This is a genomic window from Streptomyces sp. NPDC029216, assembly GCF_040648015.1.
Lineage (GTDB): Bacteria > Actinomycetota > Actinomycetes > Streptomycetales > Streptomycetaceae > Streptomyces.
This window is the reverse complement of record NZ_JBEZWL010000186.1, coordinates 1-13,350: the sequence shown is the minus strand read 5'-3', so window position 1 is coordinate 13,350 and position 13,350 is coordinate 1. Positions and strand designations below refer to the sequence as shown.

Below are 13,350 nucleotides of genomic sequence, written 5' to 3'. Positions count from 1 at the left end.
CCGGCCTGTCAAGGGCGCTCCCTTCGGTCGCGTCGCTTCGCGATGGCCTTCGGCCACCCTTGACAGCCCGTCCCGCCCCGGAAAGACAAGGACTGCCGGGAAACCCCCAAAAGGACGGGCCGGTCGACATGACAGGACCAGCCCCTCAGCGATGAGCCGGGCAGGCCGGGCCCAGCAGACCGGGCATCCGGCCCCTCAGATCCCTGATTCGGGACCAGCCCACGCCCCAGATCGCTACGCGCTCCTCCCGTCTCGGCGTCCGCAGCCAGTCTGGGGCTGATACCCGCACCACAGGACGATCGAGACGGTCCCCGGGACCGGCAGGCGCCTCAGATCGCTACGCGCTGCCCAGGTTTTGGCGTCCGGCGGCCGTCCGGCGGCCGTCTGGGGCTGGTCGCAGGCGGGTTGGGCGTTGGCGGCGGTGGGGGACTATGCCCAAGGGCTGCTGATCGGCGCCGCGAGGTATCGCGTCTCGCCCGGCCATGAAAGGTCTTCCGGCGGGGCTGCCTTCGATCTCGCAGCGTTCCCGGAGGTGGTTCGCGTGTACTCCGGACAGGCCTCGGCCCGGGAGGAGATTCAACAACAGGTCGAGGTCGCCAAGGAGTTGGAACCCATCGCCTCTCTGAAATCGCAAGACGCTGACGCCGGCCGCGGACCTCAGCCCAGGACGGCCGTCGGCCGCCGGAGATGAGGAGCGCGTAGCGATCTGGTGCGCCAGGGGCTCCCGGAGGCCGTCCTGATCGTCGTCCCGTGCAGGTATCAGCCCAAGACGGCCGCCGGGCGCCGAGACGCGAGGAGCGCGTAGCGATCTGACGCCCCTGCCGGTCCCGGGGACCGTCTCGATCGTCCTGTGGTGCGGGCTGAAGCCCAGGCGGTCTGCGGACGCCGAGAAATGAGGAGCGCGTAGCGATCTGGGGCGTGGGGTGGGCCCGAATCAGGATCTGGAGGGGTCGGATGCCCGGTCTGCCGGACCCGGCCCGCTCGCCTCATCGCTGATCCGGCCGCATCGTCAAGGAACGACCGGCCCGTTCCTTTGGGGGTTTCCCGGCAGTCTTCGGCTTTTCGTGGCGGGACGGGCTGTCAAGGGTGGCCGAAGGCCATCGCGAAGCGACGCGACCGAAGGGAGCGCCCTTGACAGGGCGGCCCGGCGCGGAAGGACGATGAGACTGACGGGAAAGCCCCAACCCCTCCCTGAGACCGCCCCGCCGGAACCCCGCCACCCCCCGACCCCGCCCCACCCCCCCCACCACCGCTCCGCCGGGCCGCCCCGCCCCCACCCCCCGAGCGGGCAAAAGTCCCGCTCCGTGTCCCGACGTAAACCCCCCGCCAACTTCGCCCCCGCAGGTACCACCAGCGCCGATGGGTCGTATCGTGGTCCCGGACGGGCGCCCCGCACCGTGTGCCCGACCAGCCGCTCCAGCGCAGCAGCGGCCCCGCCGAACTCACCCGCCGCATCAGGAGCCGCAACCGCCATGGGAAACCCGGCACACCCCGCCTACCCCGTAGGACTGCGCCTGACCGGGCGCCGCGTCGTCGTCATCGGCGGCGGGCAGGTCGCCCAGCGCCGCCTGCCCGCCCTCATCGCCGCCGGCGCGGACGTCCTGCTGGTCTCTCCCTCCGCGACCGCCTCCGTGGACGCGATGGCCGAGACCGGCGAGATCCGCTGGGAGCGGCGCCGCTACCAGGACGGCGACCTCGACGGTGCCTGGTACGCCCTGATCGCCACCCGGGACCGTGAGGCCAACGACCGTGCCTCCGCCGAGGCCGAGGCCAGGCGGGTCTGGTGCGTGCGGGCCGACGACGCCGAGGCGGCGACCGCCTGGACGCCGGCGACCGGCCGGGTCGAGGGCGTCACGGTGGCCGTGCTCAGCGGCAACGACCCGCGGCGCTCCGCCGCCGTCCGGGACGCGGTCGTCGAGGGGCTGCGGGACGGCTCCCTCACCGCCGCCCGCCCGCACACCCCCGGTGTCGCCCTCGTCGGCGGCGGACCGGGTGACCCGGACCTGATCACCGTGCGCGGCCGGCGCCTGCTCGCCGAGGCCGACGTGGTGATCGCCGACCGGCTCGGCCCCCGCGACCTCCTCGACGAGCTCCCGCCGCACGTCGAGGTCATCGACGCCGCGAAGATCCCGTACGGCCGTTTCATGGCCCAGGAGGCCATCAACAACGCCCTCATCGAGCACGCCAAGGCCGGCAAGGCCGTGGTCCGGCTCAAGGGCGGCGACCCGTACGTCTTCGGGCGCGGCATGGAGGAGCTCCAGGCCCTCGCCGAGCACGGCATCCCCTGCACCGTCGTGCCGGGCATCTCCAGCTCCATCTCGGTCCCGAGCGCCGCCGGGATCCCCGTCACCCACCGCGGCGTGGCGCACGAGTTCACTGTGGTCAGCGGCCACGTCGGCCCCGACGACCCGCGTTCCCTCGTGGACTGGGCCGCGCTCGCCAAGCTCACCGGCACGCTCGTCATCCTGATGGGCGTCGACAAGATCGGGCTGATCGCCGAGGCGCTGGTCAAGCACGGCCGCCCGTCCGACACCCCGGTCGCCGTCGTCCAGGAGGGCACCACCGCCACCCAGCGCCGGGTGGACGCCACCCTGGCCACGGTCGGCGAGACCGTCCGCGCCCAGGAGGTCCGCCCGCCGGCCGTCATCGTCATCGGCGAGGTGGTACGCGTGAACACCCCCGCAACCACCGGCACCACCACCGGCACCACCCCCGGCGAGCTCCCCACCACCAGCGCCTGACAGGCCGTTGGCACCACACCCAGGACAAGGCAGTATCACCCTGTGGCTGATCTCATCACCATCGAAGACCCCGACGACCCCCGCCTGCGCGACTACACGGGCCTGACCGACGTGGAGCTGCGCCGGCGCCGCGAGCCCGCCGAGGGCCTGTTCATCGCCGAGGGCGAGAAGGTCATCCGGCGGGCCAAGGACGCCGGGTACGAGATGCGCTCGATGCTGCTCTCCGCCAAGTGGGTGGACGTCATGCGCGACGTCATCGACGAGATCCCCGCCCCGGTGTACGCCGTCAGCCCGGACCTCGCCGAGCGCGTCACCGGCTACCACGTGCACCGCGGCGCCCTCGCCTCGATGCAGCGCAAGCCGCTGCCCACGGCGCAGGAGCTCCTGGCCTCGGCGCGCCGGGTGGCGGTCATGGAGGCGGTCAACGACCACACCAACATCGGGGCCATCTTCCGCAGCGCCGCCGCGCTCGGCATGGACGCGGTGCTGCTGTCGCCCGACTGCGCGGACCCGCTCTACCGCCGCTCGGTGAAGGTCTCCATGGGTGCGGTGTTCTCCGTCCCCTACGCCCGCCTGGAGGCGTGGCCCAAGAGCCTGGACACCGTCCGTGAGGCGGGGTTCAAGCTGCTCGCCCTCACCCCGCACGAGAAGGCCTCCCCGATCGACGTGGCGGCCCCGCACACCCTGGAGCGGGTGGCACTGATGCTCGGCGCCGAGGGCGACGGCCTGTCGACGCAGGCGCTGGTCGCCGCCGACGAGTGGGTACGGATCCCCATGGCGCACGGCGTGGACTCGCTCAACGTGGGCGCGGCCGCGGCGGTGGCCTTCTACGCGGTGGCGGGCGGCCCCCGCTCCTAGGGTCTGTCGTCAAAGTTCCGTCTGCCCCGCGGGCGACGACGGGACTTTGACGACAGACCCCAGCGAGCTCCCCGCACATACCGAAGGGGCGCCCTGCCGCACGGCGGGGCGCCCCTTCGGCGTCTTCACGGCCTCACAGCTTCTGCGCGAGCGCGATCCCCAGCGCCACGAGCAGCGTCACGACCACGAACACGATCAGCCGCTGCCGCAGCAGCTTCGGGTCCGGCCGTGACGGCCGCCGACCCGTACCGGTCGTGCGCGGCCCGGTACGCGGCCCCGTACGGCCCCCCGTACGCCCCGCCGTCGACCCGGGGTTGCGGGACCCCGACGGCCGCGGCCGCGCCCCGCTGTGCGGCCCCTGCGGCCGCGGGGCGGGGGTGGCGCCCCCGGGCCGGTCCGCGGGCCGCTCTCCCGCCCGCTCGCCGGTGCGCTCTCCCGTGCGGCCGCCCCCCGTACGGCGCTCCGTGTCCTGCCCCGCGTACCCGGCGGCCCGCTCGGGCAGCCGGCCGGTGGGCCGTTCGACTCGGGCCCGCTGCGCCGGAGGGCGCCCGTCGCCCAGCCCCTGGGCCTCGCGGGCGGCGATCTCCTTGAGCCGCATCGACAGCTGGAGCGTGCTCGGACGTTCTTCGGGGTCCTTGGCCAGGCAGGCCTGAACCAGCGGGGCGAGCGCGTCGGGGACGCCGACCAGGTGCGGTTCCTCGTGCACGACCCGGTACAGCATGACCTCGGAACTGCCGTGCCCGAAGGGCGAGTCGGCGGTCGCGGCGTAGGCGAGGGTGGCGCCGAGGGAGAACACGTCCGTGGCCGGGGTGACGGCGGCGCCGCGCACCTGCTCGGGTGCGAGGAAGCCGGGGGAGCCGACCGCGGTACCGACGTGGGTCAGGGTGCTGGCACCCGTGGCCCAGGCGATGCCGAAGTCGATGATCCGCGGCCCCTTGGGCGACAGCAGGATGTTCGAGGGCTTCAGGTCCCGGTGGACGACCCCGGCCTCGTGGACGGCGACGAGCCCCTCCGACAGCGCGGCGCCGATGGCGGCGATCTGCGCGGCCGTCAGGGGGCCTTCCTCGGCCACCTTGTCGTGCAGCGAGGGGCCGGGCACGTACTGGGTGGCGAACCAGGGGCGCTCGGCCTCCAGGTCGGCGGCCACCAGCCGGGCGGTGCACCCGCCGCGGATCCGCCGGGCGGCGGACACCTCGCGGGCGAACCGGGAGCGGAACTCCTGGTCCTCGGCGAGGTCGGGCCGGATCACCTTGAGGGCGACGCGCTGGCCGCGCCGGTCGGAGCCCAGGTAGACGACGCCCATCCCGCCGGCGCCGAGGCGCCGGTGCAGTCTGAAGGAGCCGACGACACGCGGGTCCTCGCGCCGGAGCCGCATCATCGCCATGTCCACCCCGCTGACGGTCGTCCTGCTGACCTGGCACAGCTTACGGACCATCCGGCACCAGCGCTCAGAGGCCGCGCCCTCGTCGGGAGATTCGATTGTCAGTGCGGGGCAGGCCACTTGAGGGTGTGCCAGGTCCCGGGACCCCCGTTCGGGGGACTCCGTCCCTGGCCCCCAAGGGCCCCTCGGGTCAAGGGGATTGACCTCCCCGCAGGCCATGCGAGCGGCCATGACGGCGGGGGAGGGGCTCCGGCGCGGGACCGGGACCGTCAACACCCCGTACGAGGACACGCGTGCGCGGGGAGTGACGGAAGTGAGCGAAGTCACTACCCTCCGGTCATCCCCTCCGGGAAGACCCCCAACGAGGGGGAGGGATCTCCACCCAGGGGAGTAGGCCGCGGGCGTCCGCCTCATCCTCCTGGAGGCCCGGCAATGGGTACGAGGGCATGAGGCCAGGGGCCTTCCAGCCACCTAGTGTTGAAGACAAGCGGCGGGTGGAGCACTCGTCCCCCGAGGTCACAAGCCCGCCGCTGCCAAACGACAGGGAGAGGACCATGGCGGACATCGCACGGCAAGGACGCAAGCTCTTCGCGTTCAACGGCCATGAGTCCGGTACGCGTCACCCGCTGGTGGCCGCGGCCATGGTGCTCCCCCTGGCCGCCTTCCTGCTCTTCCTCTTCGGAGGTTTCGATCAGGTGGCGGCGCAGGCGTCGTCCGTGGGCGTGATGCTGGGGCGCTGAGCGGCGCCCCGGGTCCGGGAGAGCGGCCCGGGCCGGGACATCGGCCTGTCGAACCCCGTGGGGACGGGGGAGCGACGGACGGCAGTTGAAGGGTGTTGCCCGTACGGCTGGGGAGCCGGACGGGCAACACCCTTTTTCACGCCCCGGCACTTTCACACCCTGGTACGCGGCACACGCACGGAAGCCCCGGCCGTCGAGACGGCCGGGGCTTCCGGTTGCTGTGCGCGATACTGGGATTGAACCAGTGACCTCTTCCGTGTCAGGGAAGCGCTCTCCCGCTGAGCTAATCGCGCGGGCTACGGTAAGGAACCGCAGGTCAAACAGGGTTACTGCGAGGTGTTGCTGGTACTGCGTGCGCGATACTGGGATTGAACCAGTGACCTCTTCCGTGTCAGGGAAGCGCTCTCCCGCTGAGCTAATCGCGCGGGGATCCTTGCGGACCGGGCCCTTTCGGACCAGTGGACGATACTGGGATTGAACCAGTGACCTCTTCCGTGTCAGGGAAGCGCTCTCCCGCTGAGCTAATCGTCCTTGGAGGTGGAGACGGGATTTGAACCCGTGTAGACGGCTTTGCAGGCCGTTGCCTCGCCTCTCGGCCACTCCACCTCGGAGTGTGCGGGGTCTCGGGAAGATCCCCCACTCAGAGCGGACGACGAGACTCGAACTCGCGACATCCACCTTGGCAAGGTGGTGCTCTACCAACTGAGCTACGTCCGCAGTGTCACCGTGTTCGCTCCGGGGTTTTTCCCCTTCGCTCCCTGGCGACGTGTTGAACTCTAGCGGATTCCCGGGCCAGCTCAAAAACGCGTTTCCGCAGCGTGCTGCCACCCGATCACCGGAGGTCACCTGTCGGTCACCTCACCGGCGCCATCCCGCCACCGGTCATAGACTCGCAGCCGTGCACGACCTGCCTCCCCTGGCCCGCTTCGGCGGCCTCCTCGCAACCGACCTCCGGGACGTCACCAGCGATCCCGCCGCCCTCGACTCCACCGGGTTCTGGGTGGTGAGCGCGGACTTCGAAGGCCGGCTGATCTGCGCGCGCTTCGGGGACATACGCCCCGCCCCGGTGCCCGCGCCCGTCCCCGGCGCCTGGCGCGGACCCGCCGCCGGCCGCTGGACCTCCTCCCTGGACCGCTCCGCGTACGTCGCGGGCGTCCGCCGGATCCGCGAGTACATCGCGGCCGGCGAGGTCTATCAGGCCAACCTCTGCCGCGTGGTCTCCGCGCCCCTGCCCGACCCGGCCGCCGCCGACGTGGACGCCCTGACCGCCCTCCTCGCGCGCGGCAACCCCGCCCCCTATGCAGGAACGATTCGGCTCCGCGCGCACGGCGTGGAGATCGCCACCGCCTCCCCGGAGCTGTACCTGCGCCGGGCCGGCCGCCGCGTCGAGTCCGGACCGATCAAGGGCACCGGCCGCACCGCCGCCGACCTGCTGCCCAAGGACCACGCCGAGAACGTGATGATCGTGGACCTCGTCCGCAACGACCTGGGCCGCGTCTGCGCCACCGGCTCCGTCACCGTCCCGGAGCTGTGCGCCCTGGAGGAGCACCCCGGCCTGGTCCACCTGGTCTCCACCGTCAGCGGCGAGCTCGCCGAGGGCGCCGGCTGGCCCGAGCTGCTGTCCGCCACCTTCCCGCCCGGCTCCGTGACCGGCGCGCCCAAGTCCTCCGCCCTGCGGATCATCGAAGAGCTGGAGACCGCCCCGCGCGGCCCCTACTGTGGAGGCATCGGCTGGGTCGACGCCGACCGCGGCACCGCCGCGCTCGCCGTCGGCATCCGCACCTTCTGGATCGACCGCGAGGCCCCCGGCGGCCCCCGCCTGAGCTTCGGCACCGGCGCCGGCATCACCTGGGGCTCCGACCCCGAGCGGGAGTGGGCCGAGACCGAGCTGAAGGCCGCCCGGCTGCTCGCGCTGGCCTCGGGCGAGCCGATGCCGGGCGTACAGCAGGGCGCACACGAGACGCACGACCTGAGTGGAGGAACCGTACGGTGAGGATCTGGCTCGACGGAACACTGCGGGACGCCGACGACGCGAAGGTGTCCGTCCTCGACCACGGGATGACCGTGGGCGACGGGGTCTTCGAGACGCTCAAGGCCGAGAACGGCACCCTCTTCGCCCTCACCCGGCACCTGGAGCGGCTCACCCGCTCCGCCCGCGGCCTCGGCCTGCCCGACCCCGACCTCGACGAGGTCCGCCGCGCCTGCGCCGCCGTCCTGGACGCCAACCCGATGCCGCTCGGCCGGCTGCGGATCACCTACACCGGCGGCCTCTCCCCGCTCGGCTCCGACCGCGGCGAGACCGGGCCCACCCTGGTCGTCGCCGTCGGCGAGACCACCCGCCGCCCCGACACCACCGCCGTGATCACCGTGCCCTGGGTCCGCAACGAACGCTCCCCGCTGACCGGCCTGAAGACCACCTCCTACGCCGAGAACGTGGTCGCCCTGGCCCGGGCGAACCGGGCGGGCGCCTCCGAGGCCCTCTTCGCCAACACCGTCGGACAGCTCTGCGAGGGCACCGGCTCCAACGTCTTCGTCGTCCTCGACGGAGAGCTGCACACCCCGCCCGTGGCCTCCGGCTGCCTCGCCGGCATCACCCGCGCGCTGGCCGTCGAATGGACCGGCGCCCACGAGACCGACCTGCCCTTCGACGTACTGGAGCGGGCCGAGGAGGTCTTCCTGACCTCCACCCTGCGCGACGTCCAGGCCGTCCACCGCGTCGACGGGCGCACCCTGGCCGCCGCCCCCGGCCCGGTCACCGTCAAGGCCATGCGGGTCTTCGAGGAGCGCGCCGCGTCCGACATCGACCCCTGAGCCGCCGCGCACCGTGGTCACCGGGGCGCGGGGCGGGTAGAACTCGACGGATGACCACCACCCTGCGGCCGAGCGGGCCGCTTCAGCAGAGCGAGGGCGGCGCGCGCTCGCGCCCGTACGAGGTCCGCGTCAACAGCAGGCGCGTCGGCACGCTCCTGATCGCCGCCGACACGCCCTTCGGGCCGACGGTGGGGGAGATCCGGGACCTGGCCATCGACGAGCCGGACCGCCGCCGCGGCCGGGCCACGGTCGCCGCGCTGGCCGCCGAGGAGGTGCTGCGCGGCTGGGGCTGCCGCCGGGTGCGGATCTCGGTCCCGGCCGGCTCCGCGGGCGGTCTGCGGCTCGCCGCGGCCCTCGGGTACGCCGAGACGGGCCGGAACATGGCCAAGGAGCTCCCGGACCGACCCCCGGCCCTCTCCGAGGGGGTGCGGGGCCGCCCGATGACGGCGGCCGAGTACGAGGTGTGGAACGTGCGGGCCCGCGAGGAGTACGCGGCGAGCTGGACGGCCCGGGGCATGCGGCCCGAGGCCGCGCGGGCCAAGTCGGAGGCCGACCACGACGCGCAGCTCCCGCAGGGCCCGGACACCCCCGGGGTCACCTTCGCCGTCCTGGAGGCCGCGGGGGCCCCGGTCGGCCACGTGTGGCTCGCGCCGGCCGGGGAGGGCGGCGCGGGGGCGTACGTGTACGACGTCGCGGTCGCCGAGGAGCACCGGGGCCACGGCTACGGGCGGGACCTGATGCTCCTCGCGGAGCGCACGGCGATCGCACAGGGCCACCGGGAGCTGGCGCTGCACGTCTTCGCCGCCAACACCCCGGCCCTGCGGCTGTACGAGTCCCTCGGCTACCGGACCACGGACGTCAACTACGCCAAGGAGCTCATCTGAGCCGGCCGGAGAGTCAGCCTGCGGCGAGGAGCCGGTCGGCGATCTCCTCGATGCGGGCGCGCAGGCCCTCCTGGCTCTTGCCGCCGTCGAGGCGCTCGCCGTCGATCACATAGGTCGGGGTGCCGGTCACGCCGATGGCCTTGCCCTCGGCCTGGTCGGCGTCGACGATCAGGATGTGCCGGCCGTCGATCAGGGCGGTGTCGAACTCCTCGGCGTCCAGGCCCAGTTCACGCGCCACGTCCAGCAGGACGGCCTCGCCGCGCTCGCCGAGCTCGGCCGTCCTGGCCAGCACCGCCTCCGCGTACGGCCAGCCCTGCCCCTGCTCCAGGGCCTCCTCGGCGGCCTGCGCGGCGGCGAAGGCGTGCTTGTGCTTCTCCAGCGGGAAGTGGCGCAGCCGGATGTCCAGCCGGTCGCCGTAGCGGGCCCGCAGGGCGCGCACGTCGTCCAGAGCGCTGTGGCAGTCCGGGCACTGGAGTTCGCACCAGACGTCGAGGATCACGGAATCGGTCATACGGACAGTCTCCCAGACCCCCCGGGGGGCACCCGGGGAGGAGAGCCGACCCGGAGATCTCCCGGAGATCGGCCCGTGCGGGGCCGCGGGCATGGCCGTCGCGGCGGGGGCCGGTGCAGGATGGAAGGGACAGATCGCCCACCGCAGACCGCCGGAGGACCGCATGCTCGCCGAGACCATCTGTTCCGCGGTGTCCGCGGCGGGCCTGGGCATCGCCGCCGTGACCGCGTACCGCCGGCGCTTCCTGAAGGCCGCGCGGATCACCGCGTACGCGCTGGTGCCGGTGGGCCTGGTGCTGACCGGTGTGGTGGAGTGGGTGTCCGGGATCGTCTTCCGGCCGGCCGTGTGGATCGGCTTCGGGCTGCTGGGCCTGGCCTGGCTGCTGTTCACCACCACCCGCGCGGTCGAGCGCCGCGCCGCGGGCGGCTCCGCGAAGTCCCCGGAGGCCGTCGCCCCCGGCGCCTCCGCGCCCGCCCTCGGCGGCGGTACCACCGGGGCGGCCCCGAAGCCGCAGGGCGCCCCGGCGGAGGACTTCTCCGACATCGAGGCGATCCTCAAGAAGCACGGGATCTAGGCCGCGTCTTTCGGATCATGCCGTTCCCGCTAGCGCACCGGGCGTGCGGCGCGGGGGAGAACCCCGGGGAAACCACCCGAACTGAGGAGAGTCGGCGAACTCCCGCGTGATTCATGGCGTGTTGGGGGCGTCCGGGGTGTGCGCTGCGCGATCATCGGCCCGACATGCTCGACACATCGCAGGGTGAGCCGCCGGCTCCCGTTCCCGTTGCCGAGGCCCCCGTCGCCCTGGCTCCCGCGCGCCCCTCGTCCCCCGAAGCGCGCGGCTGTCTCTTCGCCCTCTCCCAGCCGCCGCTGATGATCTTCCTGGCGGTGATCGGGCTCCTACTGCTGCTCGCCGCCGTGCACGACCTCTACCTGCTCTGAGCCGGGCTCCTCCGGGTGGCTGTCGGCCCCCTTGCGGCGCGCCCGGTACGCGGCCACGTGCAGCCGGTTCCCGCAGGTCCGGCTGTCGCAGTAGCGGCGCGAGCGGTTGCGGGAGAGGTCCACGAAGGCGCGCCGGCAGTCCGGGGCCTCGCAGCGGCGCAGCCGCTCCTGCTCGCCGGAGACCACGATGAAGGCCAGCGCCATGCCGCCGTCGGCCGCCAGGTGGTCGCCCACGGAGGCGCCGGGCGCGAAGTAGTGCACGTGCCAGTCGTAGCCGTCGTGGTCGGTCAGCTGCGGGGTGGTGCCGGCCGTGGCGACCAGTTCGTTGATCAGCGAGGCGGCCGCGCGGGAGTTCGGCGCGGCGAAGATCTGCGCGAACTTGCCCCGCACCGTCCGGACGCCGGAGAGGTCGCGGGCGCCGAGCTCGCCGACGTCGCTGATCGCGTGCTCCTTGACGAAGCCGCTCAGTGCGGCGACGTCGGCCAGTCCGTCGGGCTGGTCCGGCTCGGCCGCGGTGTTGACCAGCGCGACGACGACGTCGAGCGCGCGACGGGTGTCGTGGGGGATCTGCACGGGGGTCGCTCCCTGGAGGCCGGCCTGGCGGCGACGGGCCGCTGCCGCCGCTGGGGGCCGACTCTAGCGGTTGGCGTCAACAGGCTGTCCGGGCAGCACACCGGCGCCGCCCCCGCGGGTGGCTCCCGCGAGGACAGCGCCGGTAGTGCCGTATGGGGTTGTCCGTGCGGCACCGTCGCCCCGAGTCGGACGGTGCCGGGCGGCTGGGGGTGGCCTGGCTCAGCTTTCGGCCAGGATGTGGGAGAGCTCCTTGTCGAGGTCGAAGTGCCGGTGCTCGGTCCCGGGCGGGACCGCGGCATCCGTGCGCTTCAGGAACGACTCGAGGGCTCGGGCGGGCGCTTCCAGGAGCGCTTCTCCCTCCGGTGAGCTCAGGGCGATGCAGACGACGCCCTGACCGTGGCTGCGGGACGGCCAGACGCGGACGTCGCCGGTACCGGTAGGCCGGTGGAGGCCCTCAGCGAGGAGGTCGCGGGCGAACACCCATTCGACCGTCTCCTCGGCGCCGGTGTGGAAGGTGGCGTGCACGGCGTAGGGATCGGCCGTGTCATACCGCAGGCCCGCCGGAACAGGCAGTGAGGACTCGCTCGACACAACGAGGCGCAGGTGCAGCTCGCAGCTGACCGTGGTGTTCATAAGCGCCAGGGCCTTTCGCTCAGTGTGCGCTCGGGGATTCGCACGTCGGCGAAATCGACATGCCACCTACGGTGCCGTTGTAAACCCCTCTGACCGTTTTGCGGACCTCTGGGTCCCTCGGATGGCGGATCCAAACCGGCATTCACGTGTGCTTCCGGCTCCGGTAGATTCGTCGTCATGGATACGGGGAGTGACCGCGGAACCAACGAATCCGCTACGGGCGAGACGGCCGCCGAGGATGCGCCGCACGTCTCGAAGGCGCCCGCCTTCATCAAGGCCAACCGCAGCCTGCACCTGAGCTGGCAGGTCGGCGTCTTCGTCGTCGGCCTGGTCGTCATCGGCGCAGGCATCGCGATGCTCGTCCTGCCGGGACCGGGCTGGGTCGCGATCTTCGCCGGCCTGGCGATCTGGGCCACCGAGTTCGCGTGGGCCAGCCTCGTGCTGCGCTGGACGAAGCGGAAGGTCACCGAGGCCGCGCAGAAGGCGCTCGACCCGAAGGTCCGGCGCCGCAACATCATCCTCACCAGCGTGGGCCTCGTGGTCGCCGGCGCGCTGATCGGCTTCTACCTGTGGAAGTACGGCCTGGTCCTGCCGTGGAACATCAAGGACCAGTGACCGTCCGGGGGTGGTCATGGAGCACCGCTGACATGCGGTAATGTTTGCGGTGTGCCCGGGCGATTAGCTCAGCGGGAGAGCACTTCGTTCACACCGAAGGGGTCACTGGTTCGATCCCAGTATCGCCCACCCGGAGCAGAGGCCCCGGAGATTCGCAAGAGTCTCCGGGGCCTCTGCCGTACCCCCGGCCCCTCAGCGGAGCCGGCCGAGCGCCTCGCGCAGCCTGCGGGCGTCGCGCAGCCGCCTCTCGTACGTCGCCCCCACCGCCAGGAGCAGCAGGCCCGCCAGGGCCGGCGGCGCCCAGCGCGGCAGCAGCCCCACCACCTGGACCACGTACGGCGCCAGCTCGTGCACCGCCACCGCCGCCAGCGTCACCCCGCCCAGCAGCAGCGGCGCCCGGAGCCGGCGGTGCGCCCCCGCCAGGGTCACCGCGAGCGCCCCCAGGCCCAGCAGCAGCGGCCGCGGCCAGTACGGGTCGCCCCACACGGCCACCAGGCCCGGCAGCAGCGTCGCCCCCAGCCCCGGCCCGTACGCCGCCCAGGACGAGGCCGCCGGGTCCCGGCGGCGGCGCACCAGCCCCACCGCCAGGCCCAGGGCCGTCACCGGCAGCGTGTACGCCTCCGGCACCGCCACCCCCGACGCGCCCAGCCGCGCCCACACGGCC

At 73.1% G+C, this 13,350-nt stretch carries 13 protein-coding genes, 6 tRNA genes and 1 pseudogene; 10 read left to right on the top strand and 10 right to left on the bottom strand.

Translation table 11 applies throughout. From position 1 onward, the window contains the following. Positions 1-1,472: 1,472 nt before the first annotated feature. Both cobA and AB0F18_RS35590 read left to right on the top strand, forming a co-directional pair. Positions 1,473-2,741, top strand: a complete 1,269-nt coding sequence (gene cobA, locus AB0F18_RS35595) for a uroporphyrinogen-III C-methyltransferase (RefSeq protein ID WP_362068483.1) — start codon at positions 1,473-1,475, stop codon at positions 2,739-2,741. A 42-nt stretch (positions 2,742-2,783) separates the two neighbouring features. Then, positions 2,784-3,599, top strand: a complete 816-nt coding sequence (locus AB0F18_RS35590; protein WP_362068479.1) for an RNA methyltransferase — start codon at positions 2,784-2,786, stop codon at positions 3,597-3,599. Positions 3,600-3,732: 133 nt separating this feature from the next. Here the strand turns inward: AB0F18_RS35590 and AB0F18_RS35585 are convergent, their stop codons facing one another. Then, the gene (locus tag AB0F18_RS35585; protein WP_362068486.1) at positions 3,733-4,983 is read right to left on the bottom strand and encodes a protein kinase; all 1,251 of its coding nucleotides are present in this window, start codon (positions 4,981-4,983) and stop codon (positions 3,733-3,735) included. Between the two features lie 551 nt (positions 4,984-5,534). Between AB0F18_RS35585 and AB0F18_RS35580 the strand changes: the two genes are divergently transcribed. Beyond that, positions 5,535-5,720 carry a hypothetical protein gene (locus tag AB0F18_RS35580; protein ID WP_362068476.1) on the top strand — a complete coding sequence of 62 codons (186 nt, stop codon included), beginning with the start codon at positions 5,535-5,537 and terminating at the stop codon, positions 5,718-5,720. A gap of 221 nt (positions 5,721-5,941) precedes the next feature. On the opposite strand, the gene AB0F18_RS35575 is transcribed toward AB0F18_RS35580, so the two are convergent. The 5 genes from AB0F18_RS35575 to AB0F18_RS35555 all read right to left on the bottom strand — a co-directional run bounded on the left by AB0F18_RS35575 (position 5,942) and on the right by AB0F18_RS35555 (position 6,437). Beyond that, positions 5,942-6,013 (bottom strand) — tRNA-Val (locus AB0F18_RS35575). A 60-nt stretch (positions 6,014-6,073) separates the two neighbouring features. Continuing rightward, positions 6,074-6,145, bottom strand: a tRNA-Val gene (locus AB0F18_RS35570). A 34-nt stretch (positions 6,146-6,179) separates the two neighbouring features. After that, a tRNA-Val gene (locus AB0F18_RS35565) sits at positions 6,180-6,251 on the bottom strand. A 1-nt stretch (position 6,252) separates the two neighbouring features. Then, positions 6,253-6,326: transfer RNA gene (locus AB0F18_RS35560), tRNA-Cys, on the bottom strand. A 38-nt stretch (positions 6,327-6,364) separates the two neighbouring features. Beyond that, a tRNA-Gly gene (locus AB0F18_RS35555) sits at positions 6,365-6,437 on the bottom strand. 181 nt (positions 6,438-6,618) lie between these two features. Here AB0F18_RS35555 and AB0F18_RS35550 point away from each other — a divergent pair. From AB0F18_RS35550 to AB0F18_RS35540, 3 genes are read left to right on the top strand one after another with little or no spacing between them, the layout of a single operon-like run. After that, positions 6,619-7,713, top strand: a complete 1,095-nt coding sequence (locus AB0F18_RS35550; protein ID WP_362068473.1) for a chorismate-binding protein — start codon at positions 6,619-6,621, stop codon at positions 7,711-7,713. Beyond that, on the top strand, positions 7,710-8,531 hold the full coding sequence (locus tag AB0F18_RS35545; RefSeq protein WP_362068470.1) for an aminodeoxychorismate lyase: 822 nt from the start codon (positions 7,710-7,712) through the stop codon (positions 8,529-8,531). The genes AB0F18_RS35550 and AB0F18_RS35545 overlap by 4 nt, the downstream gene beginning before the upstream one ends. A 50-nt stretch (positions 8,532-8,581) precedes the next feature. Further along, positions 8,582-9,415: a GNAT family N-acetyltransferase gene (locus AB0F18_RS35540; RefSeq protein WP_362068467.1), complete on the top strand. Its 834-nt coding sequence runs from the start codon at positions 8,582-8,584 to the stop codon at positions 9,413-9,415. Between the two features lie 13 nt (positions 9,416-9,428). Here AB0F18_RS35540 and AB0F18_RS35535 read toward each other — a convergent pair whose 3' ends face one another. Beyond that, complete coding sequence (locus tag AB0F18_RS35535; RefSeq protein WP_362068464.1) at positions 9,429-9,926, bottom strand: DsbA family protein; 498 nt, start codon at positions 9,924-9,926, stop codon at positions 9,429-9,431. A 163-nt stretch (positions 9,927-10,089) separates the two neighbouring features. Here AB0F18_RS35535 and AB0F18_RS35530 point away from each other — a divergent pair, with 163 nt between their 5' ends. Both AB0F18_RS35530 and AB0F18_RS35525 read left to right on the top strand, forming a co-directional pair. Next, positions 10,090-10,500, top strand: a complete 411-nt coding sequence (locus tag AB0F18_RS35530; protein WP_362068461.1) for a hypothetical protein — start codon at positions 10,090-10,092, stop codon at positions 10,498-10,500. Positions 10,501-10,664: 164 nt separating this feature from the next. Further along, entirely contained in the window at positions 10,665-10,865 is a 201-nt protein-coding gene (locus tag AB0F18_RS35525; RefSeq protein WP_362068458.1) for a hypothetical protein, read from the top strand. Here the strand turns inward: AB0F18_RS35525 and AB0F18_RS35520 are convergent. After that, positions 10,824-11,438, bottom strand: a complete 615-nt coding sequence (locus AB0F18_RS35520; RefSeq protein ID WP_362068455.1) for a CGNR zinc finger domain-containing protein — start codon at positions 11,436-11,438, stop codon at positions 10,824-10,826. The genes AB0F18_RS35525 and AB0F18_RS35520 overlap by 42 nt on opposite strands. Positions 11,439-11,657: 219 nt before the next feature. Further along, complete coding sequence (locus tag AB0F18_RS35515; protein WP_030011909.1) at positions 11,658-12,071, bottom strand: SsgA family sporulation/cell division regulator; 414 nt, start codon at positions 12,069-12,071, stop codon at positions 11,658-11,660. Positions 12,072-12,248: 177 nt separating this feature from the next. Between AB0F18_RS35515 and AB0F18_RS35510 the strand changes: the two genes are divergently transcribed. Further along, positions 12,249-12,686, top strand: a complete 438-nt coding sequence (locus AB0F18_RS35510; RefSeq protein WP_362068452.1) for a TIGR02611 family protein — start codon at positions 12,249-12,251, stop codon at positions 12,684-12,686. 57 nt (positions 12,687-12,743) lie between these two features. Next, positions 12,744-12,815 (top strand) — tRNA-Val (locus tag AB0F18_RS35505). A 63-nt stretch (positions 12,816-12,878) separates the two neighbouring features. Here the strand turns inward: AB0F18_RS35505 and AB0F18_RS35500 are convergent. Next, positions 12,879-13,350: pseudogene (locus AB0F18_RS35500) on the bottom strand (hypothetical protein); the annotation flags it as partial.

Coding starts and splice junctions, on each gene's coding strand:
- cobA (WP_362068483.1), top strand. CDS start 1,473: ATGGGAAACCCGGCACACCCCGCCTACCCCGTAGGACTGCGCCTGACC.
- AB0F18_RS35585 (WP_362068486.1), bottom strand. CDS start 4,983: ATGGCGATGATGCGGCTCCGGCGCGAGGACCCGCGTGTCGTCGGCTCC.
- AB0F18_RS35580 (WP_362068476.1), top strand. CDS start 5,535: ATGGCGGACATCGCACGGCAAGGACGCAAGCTCTTCGCGTTCAACGGC.
- AB0F18_RS35540 (WP_362068467.1), top strand. CDS start 8,582: ATGACCACCACCCTGCGGCCGAGCGGGCCGCTTCAGCAGAGCGAGGGC.
- AB0F18_RS35535 (WP_362068464.1), bottom strand. CDS start 9,926: ATGACCGATTCCGTGATCCTCGACGTCTGGTGCGAACTCCAGTGCCCG.
- AB0F18_RS35530 (WP_362068461.1), top strand. CDS start 10,090: ATGCTCGCCGAGACCATCTGTTCCGCGGTGTCCGCGGCGGGCCTGGGC.
- AB0F18_RS35525 (WP_362068458.1), top strand. CDS start 10,665: ATGCTCGACACATCGCAGGGTGAGCCGCCGGCTCCCGTTCCCGTTGCC.
- AB0F18_RS35515 (WP_030011909.1), bottom strand. CDS start 12,071: ATGAACACCACGGTCAGCTGCGAGCTGCACCTGCGCCTCGTTGTGTCG.
- AB0F18_RS35510 (WP_362068452.1), top strand. CDS start 12,249: ATGGATACGGGGAGTGACCGCGGAACCAACGAATCCGCTACGGGCGAG.